The sequence below is a fragment of the Streptosporangium roseum DSM 43021 genome, from assembly GCF_000024865.1.
Classification (GTDB): domain Bacteria; phylum Actinomycetota; class Actinomycetes; order Streptosporangiales; family Streptosporangiaceae; genus Streptosporangium; species Streptosporangium roseum.
Map to the genome: position 1 here is coordinate 1,523,383 of NC_013595.1, position 21,944 is coordinate 1,545,326.

The window sequence follows — 21,944 nt, forward strand, 5'->3', positions numbered from 1 at the left end:
GAGGGAGCCTCCCCGCTGGGGAGCCTCAGGAGACGAACACCTTGGTGATGCCGCCCAGATAGCCGATGATCTTCGCCGGCCTGCCGCTGTTCTTGGCCGGGACGGTGCTCACGTACTGCTGCAGCTCCACGGTGCGCAGCTCCTTGGGGGCGCGGCGCTCCTTGACCAGCCGCTTGGCGTCCGGCGGCACCAGGATCTCCGCGCAGGGCTCCACCTTGGAGGTCACGGTGGTGGTCCTGACCAGCGAGTAGGTGACCAGGGCGCCGCCGCCGACGGTGCGCAGCGCGTACACCGGGTAGTTGCTCGCGGCGAAGATCGAGTCGTAGCCCAGGCAGTCTTCCTTCTTGTAGTCCAGCCGGTTGGCCGCGATCTCGTCGGCGTAGCCGGTGGTGTGCGGGCCCGCCTCGATCAGCCCGGCGGTGAACCCCTCGGTGCCCTCCTCGGCGGAGGTCGCGTGGAGCGGGGCCATGAGCCGGGGACTGATCTCGACGCTCGTGTCCTCGTAGTCCAGCGCGGTGGCGTAGCCCTCCGCGTCCTTGGCGACCTCCGGTATCCGCGTGCCGGGCGCCAGCAGCGAGGCGGAGCTGAGGGTCCACCGCTCCCCGGCGTACTTGATCAAGGTCAGTACGGCGGGGCGCACCTCGCCCGCCGGATCCGTGCGGTTCACGACCGCGGCGAACCAGAAAGGGCTCCGCTGCGCCCGGGGGACCAGCAGCTGCGGCCTGCCCCAGGTGTAGTGCGGGGGAGAGGTGCCCGCCGGGCCGTTGAGGGCGACCTGGGCGAGGGCCGCCTGCCCGTCGTCGGTCTGCTCCAGCATGTTCCTGTCGTCGGCGTCCTGGCGCGGCGTGGCGCGGCTCAGCACCTCCTGCGCGCCCAGGAAACCTGCCAGCTCCTTCTCCGCCTCCGCGAGCGTGACCCGGGGCGCGGGCAGGGCGGCGGGGGTGAGGGAGGAGCCGGTCGCCGGACGGCCCTTCCCCGCGGGGGCGCCGGAGCCCGAGCACGCGGCGGTCGCGGTCACCAGGGCGAGGGCGAGCACGAGCAGATCCCGTCGCCCACGTTCTCGCACGTCCGCCTCCCGATGGTCCCCTCGCGGGCCCATGCTAGCCATGGCGGGGGCGCGAGCCGTACACAACGGGGTTCGGCGGTCGCGTACCCTTTACAGACGTGGCACTCATCGATCCGGCAGAAGAGATCACCGAGCTTACCGGCACACTGAACAGCATTCAGGACGTGCTCGACCTCGACGCGATACGCAAGCAGCTCGAGGAGCTCGGGGAGCAGGCCGCCGCGCCCGACCTGTGGAACGACCAGGAGCACGCCCAGAAGGTCACCAGCAAGCTCTCCTACCTGCAGGGCGAGGTCAACAGGGTCGAGTCCCTGGGGCAGCGCCTGGAGGACCTGACCGTCCTGTACGAGCTCGCCGCGGCCGAGGACGACGAGGAGACCCGCGAGGAGGCCGACCGCGAGCTGGCCTCCCTGAAGAGCGACATCGGCGCCCTTGAGGTCCGCACCCTGCTCTCCGGCGAGTACGACGCGCGTGAGGCGGTCGTCACGATCAACTCCCAGGCCGGTGGCGTGGACGCCGCCGACTGGGCGCAGATGCTGCTGCGGATGTACATCCGGTGGGCCGAGCGCAAGGGCTATCCGACGGAGGTCTACGAGACCTCCTACGCCGAGGAGGCCGGGATCAAGTCGGCGACCTTCACGGTGAAGGCCCCCTACGCCTACGGCACGCTCCGCGGCGAGCACGGCACGCACCGGCTGGTCCGCATCAGCCCGTTCGACAACCAGGGCCGCCGCCAGACCTCCTTCGCGGGCGTCGACGTGGTGCCGGTCGTCGAGACGACCGACCACATCGACATCAACGAGGACGACCTGCGCGTCGACGTCTACCGGTCCTCCGGCCCCGGCGGCCAGGGTGTCAACACCACCGACTCCGCCGTCCGCCTGACCCACCTGCCCACCGGCATCGTGGTCTCCTGCCAGAACGAGCGCTCCCAGCTCCAGAACAAGGCGACCGCGATGGCGGTCCTGCAGTCCAAGCTGCTGGAGCGCAAGCGGCAGGAGGAGGCCGCGGCGCTGAACGAGATCCGGGGCGAGGCCACCACCTCGTGGGGCACCCAGATCCGCAACTACGTGCTGCACCCGTACCAGATCGTCAAGGACCTGCGGACCGGCACCGAGGCGGGAAACCCGAGCTCGGTGCTCGACGGCGACCTCGACGAGTTCATCGAGTCCGAGATCCGGTGGACCCGCCGCCAGGAGTCGGGCGTCGACCAGTAGCCGGCCGCCGGGGCCTGCCCGGTGCGGTGAGGGCCGGCCGGTTCGGTGAGGGGGCACCCCGGGTGCGTGAGGTGCCCTGGGGGCGTCTCAGGCGCCCCGTGAGGCGCCTCAGGCGCCCGAGAGGTGCTTGAGGGCGAGGGTGAGGAAGAACAGCGCGATCAGCGCCAGGGAGACGAGCGCGGGGGTCATCCCGCCCAGTCCGTGATGGTGCATCCGCTCGCGGTTGGCGCGGCACAGCGGGCAGCGGCCCTCCGCCACAGGGTGGGCGCACCCCGCGCAGACCAGGTCCTCACAGCTCATGATGTCCTCCCTCTCCGAGGTAAGAACTACTTTATGTGGTCGTTACCGGGCGCCGAATCGTTTTGTTTCCGTTATGGACTTTCCATGCCAGTCTTCCCCCTAGACTGGGCTCCGGCCAACCGGAACGTCGATCAAGAGTAAAGACCGGCGCCCCCCGGCCGGCGAGAGGCGGAAGTGGACCTCTGCCACTCCCGCGACCGTCCTAACCCCTAGACTGGCATGCCGTGATGCGCCCGTGATCCATTTTGATAATGTCACCAAGGTCTACGCGAACCAGAACCGGCCCGCGTTGGACCACGTCAGCGTCGATGTCGACAAGGGCGAGTTCGTGTTCCTCGTCGGCCCTTCGGGGTCCGGGAAGTCGACCTTTCTGCGCCTGGTCCTGAAGGAGGAGCGCCCCAACTCCGGAGCGATCCATGTGGCCGGCAAGGACCTCGCCCGACTGTCCAACTTCAAGATCCCGCACCTGCGCCGCCGGATCGGCTGCGTCTTCCAGGACTTCCGGCTCCTGCCGAACAAGAACGTCTACGAGAACGTCGCGTTCGCCCTGGAGGTCATCGGCAAGCCGCGCCGGTTCATCCGCAAGGTCGTGCCCGAGGTCGTCGAGCTCGTCGGCCTGGAAGGCAAGGCCCACCGGATGCCCGACGAGCTGTCCGGTGGCGAGCAGCAGCGGGTCGCGATGGCCCGAGCCTTCGTCAACCGGCCTATGATCCTGCTTGCCGACGAGCCGACCGGAAACATCGACCCGGCGACGAGCATCGGCATCATGAAGGTGCTCGACCGGATCAACCGGACCGGTACCACGGTCGTCATGGCCACGCACGACGCGGCCATCGTCGACTCCATGCGCAAGCGCGTAGTGGAACTGGAGGACGGCAAGATCGTCCGTGACCAGTCGCGTGGCGTGTACGGCCAGGCGTACTGAGACCAGGACCAGAAGAGCGACAGGAAGAGCATGCGGGCAAACTTCATCTTCTCCGAGGTCTGGATTGGCCTCCGCCGTAACCTCACGATGACCATCGCCGTCATCGTGACCGTGGCCATCGGCATGGCGCTGCTGGGTGTGGGTCTGATGATCAACTCTCAGATCTCCGGCATGAAGGACTTCTGGTCGGACAAGGTCGAGGTCTCGGTCTTCCTGTGCAAGAAGAACGACCCCTTCCCGCAGTGCAAGGGCAGCGGCGGAGTGAACGCGCAGGAGCAGACCGCGCTCAAGACGCAGATCGAGTCCCTGCCGCAGGTGCAGAGCGTGGAGTTCGAGGACGCGGCGAAGGCCTACGCGAACTTCCGCGCGCAGAACGCCAGCAACACCGTGATGCTCTCCGCGATCCAGGTCGGGGACATGCCGGAGTCGTTCCGGGTCAAGCTCAAGGACCCCGACACCTACGGGGCGGTGATCGACTCGCTCAAGGGCGCCGCGGGGGTCTCCAACGTGGTCAACCAGAAGGCGATCCTGGAGAAGTTCTTCGGGTTGCTGGAGAGCCTCCGCTGGGCCGCCCTGGTGGTCGCGATCATCCTGGTCTTCGCGGCCGCCCTGCTGATCGGCAACACGGTCCGCCTCTCCGCCTACAACCGCAGGCGTGAGACCGGGATCATGCGGCTGGTCGGCGCCTCCAACCTCTACATCCAGCTCCCGTTCGTGATGGAGGGGGTCATCGCCGGCCTGCTCGGCGGTGTGGTGGCCGCGCTGATGCTGATCGTCAGCAAGGTGTTCCTCTTCGACCAGGTGCAGGCGTACCTGGCCAACACCCCGCTCACGTGGGAGACCGTCGCCTGGGTGATCACCCTTACGATGATCATCGGTGTGGTCATCTGTGTGCTCGCCTCGTTCGTCACGCTCCGCCGCTACCTGCGGGTGTGACGCGGCCGTGCTGACGGGTCGCCCGTCGGGCGCTCTCGGGCTCTCGGGCGCGGCTCGCCGCTCCGGTCCCCGGTAGGCTCGTGGGCATGCCACGTGAGACCGGGCGGAAGGTCATCGCCCAGAACAAGCGTGCCTGGCACGACTACCACATCGAGGACACCTACGAAGCTGGTCTCGTGCTACAGGGCACCGAGGTCAAGTCGCTCCGCCTTGGCCGCGCCTCCCTCCTCGACGGCTATGCGGTCATCAAGGACGGCGAGGCCTGGTTGATCAACGTCCACATCCCCGAATACACCATGGGGACGTGGACGAACCACGCGGCACGCCGCACCCGCAAGCTGCTGTTGCACCGTAAGGAGATCGACAAGCTGGTCTCCAAGACCAAGGAGGGCGGTCTCACACTGATACCGCTCGCGATCTACTTCAAGGACGGCAAGGCCAAGATCGAGATTGGTCTTGCGAAGGGCAAGAAGGACTGGGACAAGCGGCAGACGCTGGCCGAGAATCAGGCCAAGCGTGAGATGGCCCGCTCACTGAGGTACAGGAACAGGTAATTGTGACGGGGAAGGCTCGGCGGACCGTCGCCGCGGCGCTCACGCTGGCGGCGGCGGTCCCCATGCTGTCCGCGTGTTTCGAGGAGCCGTCGGCCCACGAGGCGGTGCGCGACTTCCTGGTCGGGTGGCAGACGGGCGACTACGCCGCGGCCGCCCGGCGCACCGACGGGGACCAGAAGGCGGTCCGTCAGGCCCTGGAGGACGCCAAGGTCCACCTCGACGCCGCCTCGTTCCGCTTCAAGCTCAAGGGGATCCGGAGCGCGGGAGAGCAGACCGAGGCCGACTTCGCGGCCGAGGTCGACCTGGGGGAGAACAACCCCCTCTGGGAGTACGCCGGCAAGCTCCCCCTCCACCTGGTGGACGGCCGCTGGAAGGTGCACTGGTCGCCCAGCGTGATCCACCCCCAGCTGCGCGAGGGCCAGCGGTTCGCCGTGGACGTCAAGCCGCAGGGGCGCCAGCCGATCCTCGACCGCAACAACGACCCGCTCCAGCAGGAGGCCACCCTTTACGTGGCCAACGTCATCCCGTCCCTGCTGAAGGACGAGGTTGCGGTCTGCAGGCAGCTCTCCAAGATCACCGGCTTCCCGCAGGACCGGCTGCTGAGCCGGATCCGCTCGGCGATCCCCAACGTCCAGGTCCCGCTGGTCACCTTCGGTCGCGCCAAGTACGCCCAGCTCCGTGCCCAGCTTGAGGCGATCCCGGGCCTCCAGATGACCCCGGAGTCGCTGCCGGTAGCCCCCGACTCGCCCGCCCAGATCGTCGGCGCCGTCACCGCCGTCACCCCGGAGACCGAGCAGCAGCTCGGCGGCCCCCAGCGGGCCGGAGACACGGTCGGCCGGAGCGGGCTGCAGAAGGCCTACCAGGAATACCTCACCGGCTCGACCGAGACCAGCGTGATCATCCTGGACGTCAAGACGTCGAAGACGGTCGCCGAGCTGCGCAAGTGGCGTCCGGGCCGCTCCACCTCGTCGGTGCGCACCACGCTCGACCGCCCCATGCAGAAGGCCGCCGACAGCGCCCTGCTCGGCGGCTCGCCCGCCATGCTGGTCGCGGTCCAGGCCTCCACCGGCAACGTGCTGGCCGTCGCCAGCACGAAGGAGTACCACCAGGAGCGGCACGCGCTCGCCGGGAAGTTCCACGCCGGCAGCCTCTTCTCGATCATGTCCGTCGAGGGGCTCCTCAAGGCTCAGGTGAGTCTCAAGCAGAAGCTCGCCTGCCCGGTCGACCGGACCGTCGGCGGCGCGCAGTTCCACCAGGCCGCACCGCCGGCCGGGAGCACGCTGAGCCTCCAGGGCAACTTCGCCAGCGGTTGCGTGACCGCGCTGGCCTCGCTGGCCCGCAAGATCGACGGTGCCGAGCTGGCGGCCAGCGCCGCGAGGTTCGGCATCGGCGCGCAGTGGAGCCTGCCGCTGAAGACCTTCAGCGGCAGGATGCGGCCGCTGACCAACGACGCCGCCACGGCCAAGGCCATCGCCGGGCAGAACGTCTCGGTCAGCCCGCTCTCCATGGCGCTGGTCGCCGGGGCGGTCGCGTCGGGCACCTGGCATCCGCCCGTCCTGGTCATCGAGCCGAAGACGCCGGACCCCTCGGCCGATGCCGAGCCGGCGAAGACCCCCGACGCGATCAGGATCGATGACAAGACGATCAGCGCGCTCAAGACGCTCATGCGCGCCGGAGTGACCTCCGGGTCGGCCCGCCTGGCGGCGGCTCCGGGCGACCCGGTCTCCGGCATCACCGCCTCCGCGACGCAGGGCCGCAAGCCGCTGGCCTGGTTCGTTGGCTGGCAGGAGGACGTGGCGGTGGCGGTGCTCGCCGAGAGCACCGACTCCACGGCGGGAGCGGCCATCGCCGGGCGGTTCTTCCGGGGCCTGCACGCCGGTCTGTGACCCAGTGGAATATTTCCATCACTCCGAGCAACCATCGCGTGCCCTGTCTGCGTCCTTCAAAGTGACTGGGTACCGCTTGGGGGTTGCGGCTCAGTCGTCGTGATGAGATCAGGGCCTCGTCTCGGGGGAGGCCCTGCCGTCCGGACCGGCTCGACCCTGCCGGTCGGCCCCGGGGGCGCGTGCGGCAGAGCCGCGCCCCCGGGGTTCCGGGCCCCGCGGGGCCTCCCGGGCGCGGGGAGGGCCGGCCGGACGGGAATTCAGTTGGCGTTACCCGTGTTGTAACAGGTATCTTCGGATAGCTCGGTCCCGCGGGACCGGGTTGACAACTCAACAGGGGGGTGACTGGTTTCGACTTTGACTTTGCAATTCAGGGGAAGCGGGTCGAGGACTGCGGACATAACCTCGTTAACACTGTGACCGCGACCAACAAGTGCCAATAAGACGCACTCCGAAGTCAGCCAGGGCAACCTGGCACTCGCCGCCTAAGCAGCGAGTGACTTCTGCCGGCCCGGGAGCGCCTCCGGCCCGGATCCGGCATCGCTAGGAGGCTCAACCGATCGACCCGGCCACGGGGAAGATCGGGAAATCAAACAGTGGCTGAGCCCGTCGGCGTCTTGCCTGTGTGAACGCCGGGGCTGAGAAAAACACAGCAGGCTGCACCCGGAGAAGCCCTGTCTTGGAGTTGAAGGACGCGGGTTCGATTCCCGCCACCTCCACCACCTCGGTGTCGTTCGGCCACCGGCTCACCCGAGCCGGGGCGGGCGACCCCCTGTCAGCGGCGCCCCCCTCGGGGGGACGCCGCTGTTGTCATTTCCGGCCCCCGCCTGCCCGGCCGCGGCGCATTGCGGCCGCCACCCCGCTGGTCCTCGCTCCGTGGATCACGCCCCCCGCTTCCGTCGTACGGCGTGACACCTCACCGCGGAGGGCCGAGCCCGGGGCGGGTCACCGCCGGCCCTCGGTGAACTCGCCCCTGCCGTACGCGCGGTCATAGGGATCATAAAGATCGTCGTTGACGTGGCGATCCAGGTCGGCGCGGTACTCCCGGTCGTCCAGGCGTGGCATGCCACGGGACATGGCGGCGAACTCCGCGCGGGAGACGGCGCGCCGTCTGCGACGGATGGGCACCAGATCGCCGATGTGGTCGCCGTTGCGGGTGACGGCGAATCGCTCGCCGCGTTCGAGGGCGTCCATGATCTCCGCCGAACGGTTGCGCAGATCACGCCGTGAGATCCGCGCCGGATTGACGAGCTCAGGCGTGCCCATGCGTCGACCGTACGCCCGAGGTGCTACCTGGTGCCATGAAGTAGCACATCTCTGATGGCGATATCCGGGAGCCGGATTCTCGTGCGGGTCGAGTTCCGTGCGGGATCGGATCTCTGTGCGGCTCGCACCGGAACGGAGGTCTCCGCCGTCCGGCTCGCGGGGGGTCAGGCCTCGTCCGTGTGGTCGGCGGGGGGAGCGCCGAGGGAGCGGGCGTTGTCGCGGACCTTCGCGAGGGCGGAGGCGAGGGCGCGCAGCTCGTCGCCGGTCAGGCCCTGGGTGATGTGGCGTTCGAGTGATTCCCGGTCGCCGGTGACCGGCCCCCGGAGTGCGCGCCCCCTGTCGGTGAGATAGAGCCGGACCAGGCGGTTGTCGGCGTCGTCGCGGCGCCGTACCAGCAGGTCCGAGGCGCTCATGCGGGTGGCCATCTTCACCACGGTGGGGGTGGTGACGTTCAGCAGGGCGGCGAGCTCGCCGGGCGTGCGGCCGTCCTGCTCCCACAGGGCCGCCAGGACCAGGTTCTGGCCCAGGTGGAGGCCGTGGCGGCGCATCGACTCCTCGGCGACGGCGCGCAGGGCCTTGTGGGTCATGGTCATCAGGTCCAGGATCTCGGTCACCTCCCGATGGTAACTCGTCGGCTAATGACTTGACGGCTAATGATTAGCCGGTTAGCTTTTGCCATGTCAATAGACGGCAAACGAAAGGCGATACGGTCATGAGGAAGCTCGGAAGCCTCGGCGTCGGCGCGGTCGGCCTCGGCACGATGGGCATGGGCGGCTCGTACGGCCCGGCCGACGAGAGCGAGTCCGTCCACGCGGTCCACCGGGCGCTCGACCTGGGCGTCACCCTGCTCGACACGGCCGACTTCTACGGTGGCGGGGTGAGCGAGGAGATCGTCGGCAGGGCACTGCGGGGGAGGCGGGAGCAGGCCGTGCTGGCCACCAAGACCGGAAGCGTGCGCGGTCCCGGCGGGATGAGCGTCGACGGCGGCCCCGCCCACATCCGGCGGGCGATCGACGGGTCCCTGCGGAGGCTGGGCACCGATCACGTGGATCTGTACTACCTGGCCAGGGTCGACCCCCGCGTCCCGATCGAGGAGAGCGTGGGTGCCATGGCCGAGCTGGTCGCCGCGGGCAAGGTGCGCCACCTCGGCCTGTGCGAGGCGAGCGCCGCCACGCTCCGCCGGGCCTGCGCCGTGCACCCGATAGCGGCCCTCCAGAGCGAATACTCGCTGTGGGAGAGGCACGTCGAGGCCTCGATCCTTCCCGCGCTGCGCGAGCTGGGCGTCGGCCTGGTGGCCTACCGCCCCCTGGGCAGCGGGTTCCTCGGCGGCTCCGTCACCAGCCCCGACCAGTTGCCCGAGGGGGACTTCCGGCGGGGGGACCCGCGCTTGCAGGGGGACAACCTCGTCCTCAACCGGGCCCTGGCCGGCGCGGTGGCCGAGCTCGCCGGAGCCAAGGGCGTCACGCCCGCCCAGCTCGCCCTGGCCTGGGTGCTGTCGCGAGGTGAGGACGTCGTGGCGATCCCGGGGACCAGGCGCGCCTCCCGGGTCGAGGAGAACGCGTCGGCTGCGGGTCTCGTGCTCACCCCCGGGGAGCTGGAGGCGCTGGAGGCACTGGGGACCGCCTCGGGCGACCGCTATCCGGAGTTCCTGATGCGCACCATCGACCAGACCTGACGGTGACCTCCCCCGATGGCGCGTGAGGAACACCCGGAAAATGGGAGGAACGCTGGAAAGCTACGCTAACTCCGATGAACCCTTCGGAACGGGCCGCACCAGGCGAGTCGCAGGTGATCGGCGGCTACCTGCTCCGGCGCGTGCTCGGGCGCGGCGGCATGGGCACCGTGTACCTCGCAGGCACCCCGACCGGCGGCCTGGCCGCGGTGAAGGTGATCAACCCGGAGCTGGCGCGCGACCCGGCCTTCCGGCGGCGTTTCGAGCGTGAGGTCGCCGCCGCCCGAATGGTGGCCCGATTCTGCACGGCCCCCGTGCTGGACGCCGGGATCGACGGGGACGTGGCCTACCTCGTCACCGAATACGTCAAGGGCCCCGACCTGGCGCAGGCCGTACGGGAACAGGGGCCGATGACCGGCTCCGACCTGGAGGCCCTGGCGGTCGGCATCGCGGTCGCCCTGAACGCGATCCACGGGGCGGGGGTGATCCACCGGGATCTCAAGCCGTCGAACGTGCTGCTGTCGCCGATGGGCCCACGCGTGATCGACTTCGGGATCGCGAAGCTGGTCGACGGGGACAGCCTGGTGAGCCAGGGGATCCAGGGGACACCGGCGTTCATGGCCCCAGAGCAGGTACGCGGGGAAACACCCACACCGGCCGCCGACGTCTACGCCTGGGGCGGGGTGATCGCGTTCGCGGGGACCGGGCGGCTGCCGTTCGGCGGCGGGGCGCCGGCGGAGGTCCTCTACCGGATCGTCAACGAGGGACCGCGCCTCGACGGCCTGGACGGGCGGATCCGCGGCTTCGTCGAGCGGGCCATGGCCAAGGACCCGGCCCGCCGGCCGAGCGCCCCGGAACTGCTCGGCGAGCTGGTCGGCGGCCGGCACATGACTCCGGCGACGGCCACCCAGGTGGTCGAGCGGACCTGGACCGGCCGGCCTCCGGACGCGCTCGGAGAGACCCGGCCCGGCCGGCGGGGGGACACGCCGGAGCGGTCGTGGGCGGACCGGCCGTCAGGTGTGCCGGAGCGGTCGTGGGCGGACCGGTTGGAAGGCGCGGCCGGACGGCCCGGAGCGGATGCGGCCGGAGCAGGCTGGTCGCAAGATGCGGCCGGGGCGGCCGGACAGGGCCGGTTGCCGGATGCGGCCGGGAGGCGCGATGCCGGTCCCGCGCCGACCATGGTGGACGGGCGCGATCTCGGCCCCTCGGCCGCCGTGACCGACGGGCGCGGCCCGGTCCCGGCCTCCCGGCGCGGGTGGCGGACGCCGTTGCTCGCCGGGCTGGCCGTTGTCGCCGTGGCGGCGGCAGGGGTGGTGGCGTGGCGGGCCGTGGCCTCCCCCGGCGGGGAGTGGCCCTTCCACGCCGACTTCGGCAGCGCGGATCACTCCTGGTCGGTGGGCTCCAGCGCCGCCGGGCGGGCGGATGTCACCGACGGGTCCTACCTCCTGACCGTCAATCCGGGCTGGCGGCTGTGGAAGTCGGCGCCCGCACCGGACGAGCCCGAGGGGGGAGTGGTCGTCAGCGGCTCGGCGCGGCTGACGGAGGGCTCGGGAGAGTTCGGCGTCTGGTGCCGGGGCGACGCCGGCACCGGTGACCGCTACGAGTTCGCGGTCAGCGGCTCCGGGACGGTCTCGATCACCAAGCGGCAGGCCGGGCAGAAGGGCGCGGTCCTGTACGGCCCGGCCAGGAAGGCAGAGGTCAGGCAGGCGGCGGACAACCGGATCGTCGCCGAATGCCGTCCCGACGGGTCGAGGCTCCTGCTGCGCATGTGGGTCAACGAGACCCTCGCCGGCGAGGCCGTCGACGCCGGCCCCTACGGCCCCGGGCAGACCGGGGTGCACGCGGCACCGGACGGCGAGGCGGCGATGCGGGTCAGGTTCGGCTCGTTCGACGTGCGCCCGGCGGGAGGGTAGTCCCGTGCGGTTCGGCGTGCTGGGGCCGATCCAGATCCTTGACGGCGACCGGATCACGGCACCCGGCCCGGCCAAGCACCGTGCGATCCTGGCCGCCCTGCTGATGCGCGCGGGACAGGTCGTGACGCTCGACCGGCTGACCGCCGTGGTGTGGGGCGAGGATCCGCCGGTCTCGGCCGAGCCGGTGCTGCGGGTCTACGTGAGCGCGCTGCGCCGCCTGGTCGGCGCCGAGACCATCCGCACGGTCCCCGGCGGCTACCTGATCGCGATCACTCCCGACCAGGTGGACGCGCACCGCTTCGACCGCATGGTGGAGCGGGCACGCCGGGCCCGTGACGCCGGAAGGACGGCCGAGGCCGCCGACGAGCTGCGCGCCGCCCTGGCGCTGTGGCGCGGACCGGCGCTGGCCGATGTCGACTCCGGCGAGCTCCGGCGGACGCAGGCCGTACGCCTTGAGGAGCTGCGTCTCGGCGCGACCGAGGAGCGGATCGATCTCGACCTGGCGCTCGGGCGTCACGGCGAGGTCGTCGGCGAGCTCCGCGCGCTCGTCGCCGCCTACCCGCTCAGGGAGCGCGCCTGGGGGCAGCTCATCCTGGCGTTGTACCAGGCGGGGAGGCGGTCGGAGGCGCTCGCGGCCTACCAGGACGCCCGCCGCGTGCTGGTGGAGGAGCTGGGCCTGGAGCCCGGCCCCGAGCTGCGGGCGGCCCACGACAAGGTGCTGGCCGGGCAGGTACGGGAGCGCGGCGCCGTTCCGCAGGAGACTCCGCCCGACATCGCCGACTTCACCGGCCGCGAGGAGGTGCTGGGCTGGATCGTCCGGCAGGCGCCCGCGGCCGGTGGCGCTCCGGTCCATCTGGTGCTGCACGGTCCCGCCGGTTCGGGGAAGTCCGCCGTGGCGGTCCACGCCGCCACGCTGCTGGGCGCGGAGTTCCCCGACGGCCGCCTCTACGCCGCGCTCCGCGCGGGGAACCGCCCGGCCGGCGCGGGCGCGGTGCTGGAGGACCTGCTGCGCTCTCTCGGCTGTCCCGAGGGGGCCGTCCCCACCGGCCTCGACGACAGGGTGCGCCTCTACCGGAGCATGGTGGCCTCCCGGCGGCTGCTGGTGGTGCTGGACGACGCCGTCGGCGAGTCGCAGGTCAGGCCGCTGCTGCCGACGGGGCCGGGCTGCCTGACGCTGGTGACCAGCAGGTCCCCGCTGTACGGGCTGGAGGCCTCCCGCGCCTTCGAGCTCGGCGTGCTCGACACCGCCGGATCGGTGGCGATGCTGGCCAGGGTGGCGGGGGAGCCGCGCGTGCGGGCCGAGCCGCAGGCCGCCCGGCGGATCGCCGAGCTGTGCGGCGGCCTTCCGCTGGCGCTGCGGATCGCGGGTTCCCGGCTGGCCCGGCGGCCCGGCTGGACCCTGGAGCATCTGGCCGTACGGCTGGGCGACGAGCGCGGGCGGCTGGACGAGCTGACCGCCGGGGACCTGGCCGTGCGGAGCAGCCTCGGCCTCGGCTATCGCGGTCTGGCGGAGGAGGAGCAGCGGCTGCTGCGACGCCTCGGAGCGCTGTCGGGGCCGGACGTCGCGCCGTGGGCCGCCGCCGCGGCGTTCGGCGGCCTCCGGGTGGACCGGGCTCTGGAGGAGCTGGCCGGAGCCGGCCTGCTCCAGGCGCGCGGGCTGGACGACGCGGGCCAGGAACGGTACGGCTGGCACGATCTCACCCGGCTCTACGCCGCCGAACGCCTCGTCGAGGAGGAGGGCACGGCGGCGCGGGTGCTCGCCGTGGTCGCGCGTGAGGTCCTGGAACGGGTACGGCGGGCCCGCGTCCTGCTGCTCCCGGCCGAACCCGGCACCGGCCGGACCCTCGCCCGTACGGCGGAGCAGAGCCTGGCCATGGAGACGACGCATCTGCGCGAGTCGGCCCGGTGGCTCGGGGCCGAACGGGGATTCCTGGTCGCCGCCGTCGCGGACTTCCACCGCGCGGGGCTGGCCGAGGCGGCCTGGCGGCTGGCCTTCTACCTGACGCCGTTCTTCGAGCTGCGGGCCCACCACGAGGACTGGCATGCGACGAACCGGATCGGGCTGGAGGCCGCGCGGCTGGCGGGCCACCGGCATGGCGAGGCGCTGCTGCTGAGGGCGCTGGCCGACCTGTACCGGATCGAGGGCCGCCTGGACGACGCCGCGCGGGCCCTCCAGGCGGCGCTGTCCCATTTCCGGGACCTGGCCGACAGGTCGGAGGAGGCGCGCGCGCGGTACCGGCTCGGCCTGGTCCTTCTCGCCCAGGGGCGTTCCGCGGAGGCGGAGCGGTGCCTGGCCGAGTGCCTGGCCGAGTTCGAGTCGGCCGGTGACGCGCGGGGCAGGGCGGACGCGCTGCGCGGGCTGGGCTCGCTCCGGCGGGCCGAGGACCTGTTGACTGTCAGTCTCGACGCCTACCGGGACCTGGGCGATCCCCGGGGGGAGGCGGCGGCCCTGCGCGAGCTGGCCCTGGTCCACCTGGAGCGGCGGCGCGTGCCCGCCGCGCGTGACTGCGCCGAGCGCGGCCTCCGTATCGACCGGCGGCTGGGTGACCGGCTGCCCGAGGCCTCCGGCCTGCTGTTGCTGGCCCGCGTGGCGCACGCCGACGGCGTGCCGGAGGCGGCGCGGGCGACGGCGGAGGAGGCTCTGGCGATCTTCAAGGAGTACGGCGACCGCCGGGGGATCGCCCGCGCGTCGCTGGTCCTGGCGGCCGCGCATCTTGACCTCGATGAGATCGATGGGGCATTTGCCGGGATCGCCGCCGCTGTGACAGAGTTCGACGCTCTCGGCGACCGGCGAGGTCTGGCCGAGGCGGAGGAGCTCGCACGGGAGGCGCGCCGCCGCCGTGGCCTGTGGTTATAGCGGACTATACGGATTCTGAAGGTCGCCTCCGTACATTCGACTCCGGCCCGAACCCCGACAAGTAACTCCGGCCCGAACCCCGACAAGTAGAGGTAGCACAGGATGCGAAGGAAGATCGCGCTCGCCGTGGCCGTACCCGGTCTGGTGGTGACCCTGACGGCCTGCGGTGTGCTCAACGGCCAGCAACTGGGCGGTGGCGGGCAGGAACGCCAGTCCGGGCAGGCGGCCCAGACGGCCGCGTCCGGTGCTCCGGCGGAGAAGGAGCAGGCCCCGCCCGAGAAGCAGGCGCCGCCCGACCCGGCGGCCAGCGCGCCGTCCCAGCAGGGAGAGGTGATCGCCACCCGCGACGTCAAGGCGGGCGGCGCGGACCTGAAGGTGGACGTCACCGGTCTCCGCAGGCAGGGACGGCTGGTCACGCTGAGCTGGACCGTCACCAACACCGGTGACACCAAATGGAATATGGGCAGCAACATGGGGGACACGGCCGCCTATCTCGGCCTGACGGTGGCCGGGGTGAGCCTCGTGGACCCGGCCAACGCCAAGCGCTACCGGGTCGCCCGCACGGGCGAGAAGGGCACCGCCAAGTGCGTGTGCTCGGAGTACGACGTCAGTACCGAGCCCGGGGAGGTCCTCCCGCTGTACGCGACCTACGCCGCGCCGCCGCCGGACGTACAGAAGATCAACGTTGAGTTCCCGATCCTCGGGGTGTTCACCGATGTCCCGATCTCCTGAGTCCGTATGGCGTGTCCTGGTCGCCTCGCTGCTCGCCGGCGGCCTCGTCGCCGGGGCCGCGCCGGCGGTGTGGGCGTCGCCGGAACCTCCGGCCGACGCCACGGCGCCGGTGGAGGACCTCCTCCTGCCGGTCGACGACCTTCTGGCGGAGGTCGACTCCCTGGACGGCAGCGAGAGCGAGACGAAGCAGGGCGAGACGGTCACCCTGGCGCTCACCAGCGACGTGCTGTTCGCCCTGGACAGGGCCGTTCTCACCGCCAAGGCGGCGGCTCGGTTGCGGGGGGTCGCCGGCAGGGTCAAGACGGAGTCGGCAGGAGGCGTGGTCAAGATCGTGGGACACACCGACGACCAGGGGACCGACGCCTACAACGACCGGCTGTCCCTGCGGCGGGCGCAGGCCGTGCAGGAGGGCCTGCGGGCCCTGCTGAGCGGGCAGAGCGTGACCTTCGAGGCCACCGGCCTCGGTGAACGGCAGCCGAAGGTGCCCAACGTCGTGGACGGCAGGCCGGTCGAGGAGAACCGGGCCAGGAACCGCCGCGTCGAGATCGTCTTCACCGCCAAGTGACCGTGGGAAGGGTCGCCGGGTGGCCGGGCGAGGGGGCGTGCCGTCGTCCGGGCCGGTCAGCCGCCGGAAAGCTCGCCCAGGGGCACGCTGAGGGTGGAGGTGGAGCCGTCGGGGCGCAGGAGCTCGACCTTGGCCTGGTCGCCGGGGTTGAGGGTGGCGAGGACCTCAGACAGGGCCTGTGACGTCGGGGTGGGCGTGCCGTTGATCGAGACGATCACGTCGCCCGGCCTGATGCCCGCCCGGTCGGCGCTGCCGCCCGGGGTCACACGCACGACGCCGACGCCCGAGGGCTGGCCTTCGGCGCCGATCACGGTCTGCACGGTGACGCCGAGGGCGGCCCGGCGGGTGTTGGTGACCTTGCCGTCCTTGATGATCTGCCGGGTGATGTCGGTGGCGGTGTTGGACGGGATCGCGAAGCCGATGCCCGGGGCCTGTCCCCCGCCGAGCTCGGGGTTGACGGCGGTCAGGGTCGGGATGCCGATGACCTCGCCGGAGAGGTTGACCAGCGCGCCGCCGCTGTTGCCGGGGTTGATCGCGGCCGAGGTCTGGACGGCGCCGGTGATCGTCGCGCCGGGGGATTCGCCGTTCGTGGGCTCGCTGACCGTACGGCCCAGCGCGGAGACGATGCCGTCGGTGACGCTGCCGGACAGGCCCAGCGGGTTGCCCATGGCCAGCACGATCTGGCCGACCCGCAGCTTGCCGGAGTCGCCGAAGACGGCCGGTTTGAGCCCTGTGGGATCGTCCACCTTGATCACGGCCAGGTCGCCGAGGGCGAAGGCCTCGACGAGCTTGGCCGCCCGGGGGGCGCCGCCGGTGGCGAGAGTCACCTCGAACCGGTTGGCCCGGCCGACCACGTGGGCGTTGGTGACGATGTGCCCGGAGCTGTCGTAGACGACGCCCGACCCGAGGCCGTTCCTCGTGGTGATCTGCACGATGGAGGGCAGCACGCCGGCGATGACCCGCTCGTATCTGCCCTCCAGGGCCAGCGGGCCCTCCGATGCCCGCGGTGACGCCTCCGCCGAGGCGCCGGGTGAGTCGGTGGCCGTGCCGGACAGCTGTGATCGCGCGGTCTGGCCGCAGCCGGCGAGTGCTATGGCGACGGCGGCGAACAGTGCGAGACGTGGACTCGATCCCCCCATGGGATATGTCTTCCCAGCTCAGAGCGGAAGATACGTCTCCCGGAGGTCGCTGCGGCTCAGCTTGCCGGTGGGGGTGCGCGGCAGCCGGTCGCGATACTCGATCACCCGTGGGTGCTTGAGCCGTGCCAGCCTGGGCTCGCAGTGGGCCAGCAGGCCGGCGGTGAGCTCGGGGCCGGGCTCGGTGCCAGGGGCCGGCTGGACCAGGGCGACGACCCGTTGCCCCCATTCCGGGTCCGGCACGCCGATCACGGCCACGTCCGCCACCGCGGGGTGCTCCAGCAGGGCCGCCTCGATCTCGGCCGGATAGATGTTCACCCCGCCGGAGATGATCAGGTCGGTACGGCGGTCGCACAGGAACAGGTAGCCCTCCGCGTCCAGATAGCCGATGTCGCCCGGGGTGTACAGGCGCCCGCGCATCGCGGAGGCGGTCTTGGACGGGTCATGGTGGTACTCGAACCGGTTGATGCCGCCGATGTAGACCATGCCCGGCTCGCCGGGCGGGAGCTCCGCGCCGTCGTCGGCGACGATCCTGAACTCCATGCCGTCGACCGCCCGGCCGACCGTGCCCGGCCGCTCCAGCCACTCCGCCGAGGAGACCATGGTGGCCACGGCGGCCTCGGTCGAGCCGTAGTACTCCCACAGCACCGGACCGAGCCAGTCGATCATCGCCTGCTTGGTGGCGGGCGGGCAGGGGGCGGCGCCGTGATAGAGGTGAGTCAATGATGACAAATCATGTTTTTCCCTGACCTCGGCAGGCAGCGACAGCAGCCGGTGGAACATGGTCGGCACCATGAACGCGTTGGTCACCCGCTGCCGCTCGATCAGCTCCAGCGTCTCCTCGGCGTCGAACCGCTCGGTCACCACCAGCGTGTGGCCGAACTGCAGCGCCATCATCGCCTGGCCGTACGGGGCGGAGTGGTAGAGCTGGGAGAGCAGCAGGTGCACGCCGTCGAACGGCAGGGCGAAGTGCCGCCAGCTCTTGCGCATCAGGATCGGGTAGAGATCCTCCGGGCTGAGCTCGATCAGCCGTCTCCGGACGCCCTTGGGCCTGCCGGTGGTGCCGGAGGTGTAGAGCATCATCGATCCGGCCCGGCGCTCGCCGGGCGGGGTGACGGGCCGCCCCTCGGCGAGCTCGCCGACCTCCGTGAAACCGGCCGGCACGGCCCGCGCGTGGCGCTCGGAGCCGATCACCACGCGCGCCGCGCAGTCGGTGATGATGTAGCCGACCTCGTCGGCGGTGTAGTGCCAGTTCACCGGGACGTGATAGGCGCCGATCTGGTAGGTCGCGAGCATCATCGTGATCGCGTCGGTCCCGTTGGGCAGGACCGTCACCACGGTGTCGCCGGGGCGGGTGCCGCGGGCGACGAGGCCGTGGGAGACCTGGTTGACCCGGTCGTGAAGCTCGCCGTACGTCGTGGCGGTGCCGGCGACGACGGCGACGCGTCCGGGATCGGCCGCGGCGATCTCGTAGAAGCCCCTCATAGGCGCGACCATACAGAGCGACATTCTGTTTATGGAAGGGGGCTGTCATCACCAGGGAAAATGGTGACCTCGTGGCTTAAGTGTAGTTGTGAGGCGGTATATCGATCACGGCAGGTGACGTAATGTGACGCCTATGGCGGACGTTGGTGGAAACTCCTCCGGGCGCTCTCGCGAGAGATACGTCCCGTCCTACGAGGCGCTCACGGCGCCCATGCCCGTCATCCGCGACGAAGACGGCACGACGGTCGGCACCCGGGTGCCCCGGCGCTTCCCCATCGGGGACGGTGAGGAGCCCGTGCTGGTCTCCCGGCGCGAGACCGATGGAGCGTTCCCCGGCTCCGCTCCGGTCTACCCGCCCAGCACGTTCGGTAATCCCGGCGCGTTCGGTAATCCGGGCACGCACGGTGACGACGGCCCGGCCAGACCGCCCGCGCGGCCAGGCCCGCCGGCGCGGCCCGGGGGCAACCGGTTCCGGGCGGCCGTCAGCGTCGTCGCCGCCGTCGTCAGCGCCGCCGCGATCGTCGCGGCCTTCGTGCTGTTCTCCGCCGACGAGCCCGACGATCCGGTGCCGATGCCGCAGGCGGACGCCGCCACCGAGCCGATGCTTCCGCGGGCCGTGCCCACCATCACGCTGCCGGGCGTGCCCAGGGTGAAGGCCCTGCAGCCGCTGCCGGGCACGCCGAGCCCGGTGCTGGGCACGGTGACCGACACCAAGGCCGCGATCACCTACGTCAAGCTGGGCGCGCCGTGGACGGTCAGGGCCATCGCGTCGTTCTCCGTCGGCCACCAGGTGGGCGCCGCGCGGCTGCCGCGCACGATGGTCGCCTCCGGCCCGCTCCCCGGCGCGGCGCCGGTCAACGCCCTGAAGACCGGTGCCGACTTCCGCAGGGTGGCGCTGAACGCGGTCAGGTGGACGATCCGCCACCACTATCCGGCGGGCAGCAAGGTCGTCTGGACCGCCTCGCAGGAGCCGGTCGCGGGCAAGGGCTGGATCTTCGGCTACCAGGTGACCTACCGGGTGAAGGGGGAGCGGCGCACCTCCCAGGCGGCGCTCTCGCTGCTGGACGTGGGCCGCAGGAAGCCCGCCATGCTCTTCGTGACCGTGCCGGACACGCGCAAGCAGCTCTGGGCCGACATCGCACCTCTGGTGGCGAGTGCCCGCGCGTTGTGATGGAAGTACCTTCTAGAATATGGTTCTGCCACTGAACCGTGTCTGGAGGCTGTCATGGCGATCGGGTTGAGCGAGGAGCACGAGGCGCTCCGCGAGTCGGTGACCGGTTGGGCGGAGCGGAACATCCCGTCCGAGGTCGTGCGCGCCGCGATCGCGGCCGAGAACGAGGGGCGTCCCGCCTTCTGGTCCGGCCTGGCCGAGCAGGGACTGCTCGGCCTGCACCTGCCGGAGGAGCACGGCGGCAGCGGCTACGGCCTGCTGGAGACCGCCGTCGCCGTCGAGGCACTCGGCGAGCGGGCGGCCCCCGGTCCCTACGTCCCGACCGTGTTCGCCAGCGCCGCCGTCCTGGCCTCCGACGGCAAGGCGCACGCCGAACTCCTGCCCGGCCTCGCCGACGGCACGCTGACCGGTGCGGTCGCGCTGACCGGTTCGATCACCGGCACCCGGGGGGAGGACGGCACGCTGACCGTCGGTGGCGTCGCCGAGCTGGTCCTGGGCGGCACGCTCGCCGGCGTCCTGGTGCTCCCGGTGAGCACCGACCGGGGGGAGGAATGGGTCGCGCTGGACGCCTCCGAGGCGACCGTCACCCCGGTCAGGTCGCTGGACCTGACCCGCGGCGTGGCCAAGGTGGAGCTGGACGCGGTGGCCGTGCCGGCCGGCCGGGTGCTGGACGGGCTGGAGGGGCCGGAGGTCCTCAACCTGGCCGCGATCCTCCTCGGCGCCGAGGCCGCGGGCGTCGCGTCGTGGTGCGTGAGCGCCGCGTCGGACTACGCCAAGGTGCGCGTGCAGTTCGGCCGCCCGATCGGCCAGTTCCAGGGCGTCAAGCACAAGGCCGCCCGGATGCTCGTCGCGCTGGAGCAGGCCCGCGCCACCGTGTGGGACGCGACCCGCGCCGCGGGCACCGGAGACGAGGCGGCCTACGCCGCCGCGATCGCGGGCGTGGTCGCCCCCGACGCCGCCGTGCAGTGCGCCAAGGACGCCGTGCAGATCTTCGGTGGCATCGGCTACACCTACGAGCACGACGCCCACCTCTACTACCGCCGCGCGCTGACCCTGCGCGCGCTGCTCGGTTCCTCCGCCGAATGGGCCGAGACGGTCGCCTCGCTGGCGCTGAACGGCGTGAGCCGGGAGATGGAGATCGACCTCCCGGACGACGCCGCGCTGCGCGAGGAGATCCGGGCGGAGGTCGCCGAGTTCGCCAAGCTGGAGGGCAAGGAGCAGAAGCGGGCGCTGGCCGGGGCCGGCTACGTGATGCCGCACCTGGCCAGGCCTTGGGGCCGCGACGCCAGGCCGCTGGAGCAGGTGCTCATCTTCCAGGAGCTCAAGGCGGCCCGCGTCAAGCTGCCCCAGATGATCATCGGTGCCTGGGTGGTCCCGTCCATCGCCGCGTACGGCACGGCCGAGCAGCAGGAGCGCTTCCTGCCCGCCACCCTGAGCGGCGAGATGATCTGGTGCCAGCTCTTCTCCGAGCCGGGCGCCGGCTCCGACCTCGCCTCGCTGCAGATGAAGGCCGAGAAGGTCGAGGGGGGCTGGAAGCTCAACGGCCAGAAGATCTGGACCTCGGTCGCCCATGTCGCCGAGTGGGGCATCTGCATCGCCCGCAACTCCTCCGCGGGTTCCAAGCACGACGGCATCACCTACTTCCTGGTCGACATGAAGGCCCCGGGCGTCACGGTCCGGCCGCTGACCGAGATGACCGGCGAGAACCTGTTCAACGAGGTCTTCCTCGACGACGTGTTCGTCCCGGACGAGCTGGTCGTCGGGGAGGTCGGCCAGGGCTGGAAGGTCGCCCGCAACACCCTGTCCAACGAGCGGGTCTCGCTCTCCTCGGGCTCCGGCGGCACCGGCTCGTCGGTCCCCGACCTGGTCGGGCTGGCCGGGCGGCTCGGCCGCGAGCTGACCCCCGCCGAGCGCCAGGAGCTGGCCCGGGTGGTCTGCGAAGGCCACTCGATCAACGCCCTCGGCCTGCGGGTGACGCTCAAGCAGCTCACCGGTGCCGAGCCGGGCGCCGACGCCTCGGTCCGCAAGCTCCTGTCCACCTCGCACGCCCAGCACGTCTCGGAGTGCGCGGTCGGGCTGCTCGGCGCCTCCGCCGTGGTCGCCGCCGACATGAAGCTCGGTGACGCGGGCTACTGGAACCGCGCCGTGCTCGCCACCCGCGCCATGACGATCTACGGTGGCACCACCGAGGTGCAGCTCAACATCATCGCTGAGCGCATGCTCGGCCTGCCCCGCGACCCCGAGCCGGGAAAGTAGCCGTCTGAGG

General features: G+C 71.4%; 18 protein-coding genes and 1 other RNA gene. 13 read left to right on the forward strand and 6 right to left on the reverse strand.

The genetic code is table 11. The features are described from left to right. Positions 1 to 25: 25 nt before the first annotated feature. The gene (locus SROS_RS06965) at positions 26 to 1,066 is read right to left on the reverse strand and encodes a DUF8094 domain-containing protein (RefSeq protein ID WP_012888189.1); all 1,041 of its coding nucleotides are present in this window, start codon (positions 1,064 to 1,066) and stop codon (positions 26 to 28) included. A 98-nt stretch (positions 1,067 to 1,164) separates the two neighbouring features. On the opposite strand from SROS_RS06965, the gene prfB reads away from it, so the two are divergent. After that, positions 1,165 to 2,283 carry a peptide chain release factor 2 gene (gene prfB / locus SROS_RS06970; protein ID WP_012888190.1) on the forward strand — a complete coding sequence of 373 codons (1,119 nt, stop codon included), beginning with the start codon at positions 1,165 to 1,167 and terminating at the stop codon, positions 2,281 to 2,283. Positions 2,284 to 2,391: 108 nt separating this feature from the next. Here the strand turns inward: prfB and SROS_RS06975 are convergent, their stop codons facing one another. Continuing rightward, positions 2,392 to 2,583, reverse strand: a complete 192-nt coding sequence (locus tag SROS_RS06975) for a hypothetical protein (RefSeq protein ID WP_012888191.1) — start codon at positions 2,581 to 2,583, stop codon at positions 2,392 to 2,394. A gap of 235 nt (positions 2,584 to 2,818) precedes the next feature. Here SROS_RS06975 and ftsE point away from each other — a divergent pair, with 235 nt between their 5' ends. The 5 genes from ftsE (at position 2,819) to ssrA (ending at position 7,603) form a co-directional block, all read left to right on the forward strand. Beyond that, positions 2,819 to 3,508: a cell division ATP-binding protein FtsE gene (ftsE, locus tag SROS_RS06980; protein ID WP_012888192.1), complete on the forward strand. Its 690-nt coding sequence runs from the start codon at positions 2,819 to 2,821 to the stop codon at positions 3,506 to 3,508. Positions 3,509 to 3,538: 30 nt separating this feature from the next. Continuing rightward, positions 3,539 to 4,444, forward strand: coding sequence for a permease-like cell division protein FtsX (gene ftsX / locus SROS_RS06985; protein ID WP_012888193.1), 906 nt, complete (start codon positions 3,539 to 3,541; stop codon positions 4,442 to 4,444). An 86-nt stretch (positions 4,445 to 4,530) separates the two neighbouring features. Continuing rightward, complete coding sequence (smpB, locus tag SROS_RS06990; protein ID WP_012888194.1) at positions 4,531 to 4,998, forward strand: SsrA-binding protein SmpB; 468 nt, start codon at positions 4,531 to 4,533, stop codon at positions 4,996 to 4,998. Between the two features lie 2 nt (positions 4,999 to 5,000). Then, positions 5,001 to 6,884, forward strand: coding sequence for a penicillin-binding transpeptidase domain-containing protein (locus SROS_RS06995; RefSeq protein WP_012888195.1), 1,884 nt, complete (start codon positions 5,001 to 5,003; stop codon positions 6,882 to 6,884). 334 nt (positions 6,885 to 7,218) lie between these two features. After that, positions 7,219 to 7,603: a transfer-messenger RNA gene (gene ssrA / locus SROS_RS46855) on the forward strand. Positions 7,604 to 7,826: 223 nt separating this feature from the next. On the opposite strand, the gene SROS_RS07000 is transcribed toward ssrA, so the two are convergent. Both SROS_RS07000 and SROS_RS07005 read right to left on the reverse strand, forming a co-directional pair. Continuing rightward, entirely contained in the window at positions 7,827 to 8,147 is a 321-nt protein-coding gene (locus SROS_RS07000) for a type II toxin-antitoxin system Phd/YefM family antitoxin (protein ID WP_012888196.1), read from the reverse strand. 164 nt (positions 8,148 to 8,311) lie between these two features. Beyond that, a complete protein-coding gene (locus SROS_RS07005; protein WP_012888197.1) occupies positions 8,312 to 8,761 on the reverse strand; it encodes a MarR family winged helix-turn-helix transcriptional regulator in 450 nt (149 codons plus the stop codon). Between the two features lie 98 nt (positions 8,762 to 8,859). On the opposite strand from SROS_RS07005, the gene SROS_RS07010 reads away from it, so the two are divergent. From SROS_RS07010 to SROS_RS07030, 5 genes are all read left to right on the forward strand, one after another. After that, entirely contained in the window at positions 8,860 to 9,822 is a 963-nt protein-coding gene (locus SROS_RS07010; RefSeq protein WP_012888198.1) for an aldo/keto reductase, read from the forward strand. A 74-nt stretch (positions 9,823 to 9,896) separates the two neighbouring features. Beyond that, on the forward strand, positions 9,897 to 11,732 hold the full coding sequence (locus SROS_RS45750; protein ID WP_012888199.1) for a serine/threonine-protein kinase: 1,836 nt from the start codon (positions 9,897 to 9,899) through the stop codon (positions 11,730 to 11,732). A gap of 4 nt (positions 11,733 to 11,736) precedes the next feature. Next, on the forward strand, positions 11,737 to 14,589 hold the full coding sequence (locus SROS_RS07020) for an AfsR/SARP family transcriptional regulator (protein WP_012888200.1): 2,853 nt from the start codon (positions 11,737 to 11,739) through the stop codon (positions 14,587 to 14,589). 102 nt (positions 14,590 to 14,691) lie between these two features. Next, a complete protein-coding gene (locus tag SROS_RS07025) occupies positions 14,692 to 15,321 on the forward strand; it encodes a hypothetical protein (protein WP_012888201.1) in 630 nt (209 codons plus the stop codon). Then, complete coding sequence (locus SROS_RS07030) at positions 15,305 to 15,886, forward strand: OmpA family protein (protein WP_012888202.1); 582 nt, start codon at positions 15,305 to 15,307, stop codon at positions 15,884 to 15,886. Before SROS_RS07025 ends, SROS_RS07030 begins: the two co-directional genes overlap by 17 nt. A 56-nt stretch (positions 15,887 to 15,942) precedes the next feature. On the opposite strand, the gene SROS_RS07035 is transcribed toward SROS_RS07030, so the two are convergent. Together SROS_RS07035 and SROS_RS07040 are read right to left on the reverse strand one after the other, a co-directional pair. Beyond that, the gene (locus SROS_RS07035) at positions 15,943 to 17,025 is read right to left on the reverse strand and encodes a S1C family serine protease (RefSeq protein WP_012888203.1); all 1,083 of its coding nucleotides are present in this window, start codon (positions 17,023 to 17,025) and stop codon (positions 15,943 to 15,945) included. Between the two features lie 18 nt (positions 17,026 to 17,043). Then, the gene (locus SROS_RS07040; RefSeq protein ID WP_012888204.1) at positions 17,044 to 18,507 is read right to left on the reverse strand and encodes an AMP-binding protein; all 1,464 of its coding nucleotides are present in this window, start codon (positions 18,505 to 18,507) and stop codon (positions 17,044 to 17,046) included. Positions 18,508 to 18,640: 133 nt separating this feature from the next. On the opposite strand from SROS_RS07040, the gene SROS_RS07045 reads away from it, so the two are divergent. Together SROS_RS07045 and SROS_RS07050 are read left to right on the forward strand one after the other, a co-directional pair. Further along, positions 18,641 to 19,678 (forward strand): hypothetical protein, encoded by a 1,038-nt coding sequence (locus tag SROS_RS07045; protein ID WP_012888205.1) that lies wholly within the window; start codon positions 18,641 to 18,643, stop codon positions 19,676 to 19,678. Positions 19,679 to 19,732: 54 nt separating this feature from the next. Then, entirely contained in the window at positions 19,733 to 21,934 is a 2,202-nt protein-coding gene (locus SROS_RS07050; protein WP_012888206.1) for an acyl-CoA dehydrogenase family protein, read from the forward strand. Positions 21,935 to 21,944: the final 10 nt, after the last annotated feature.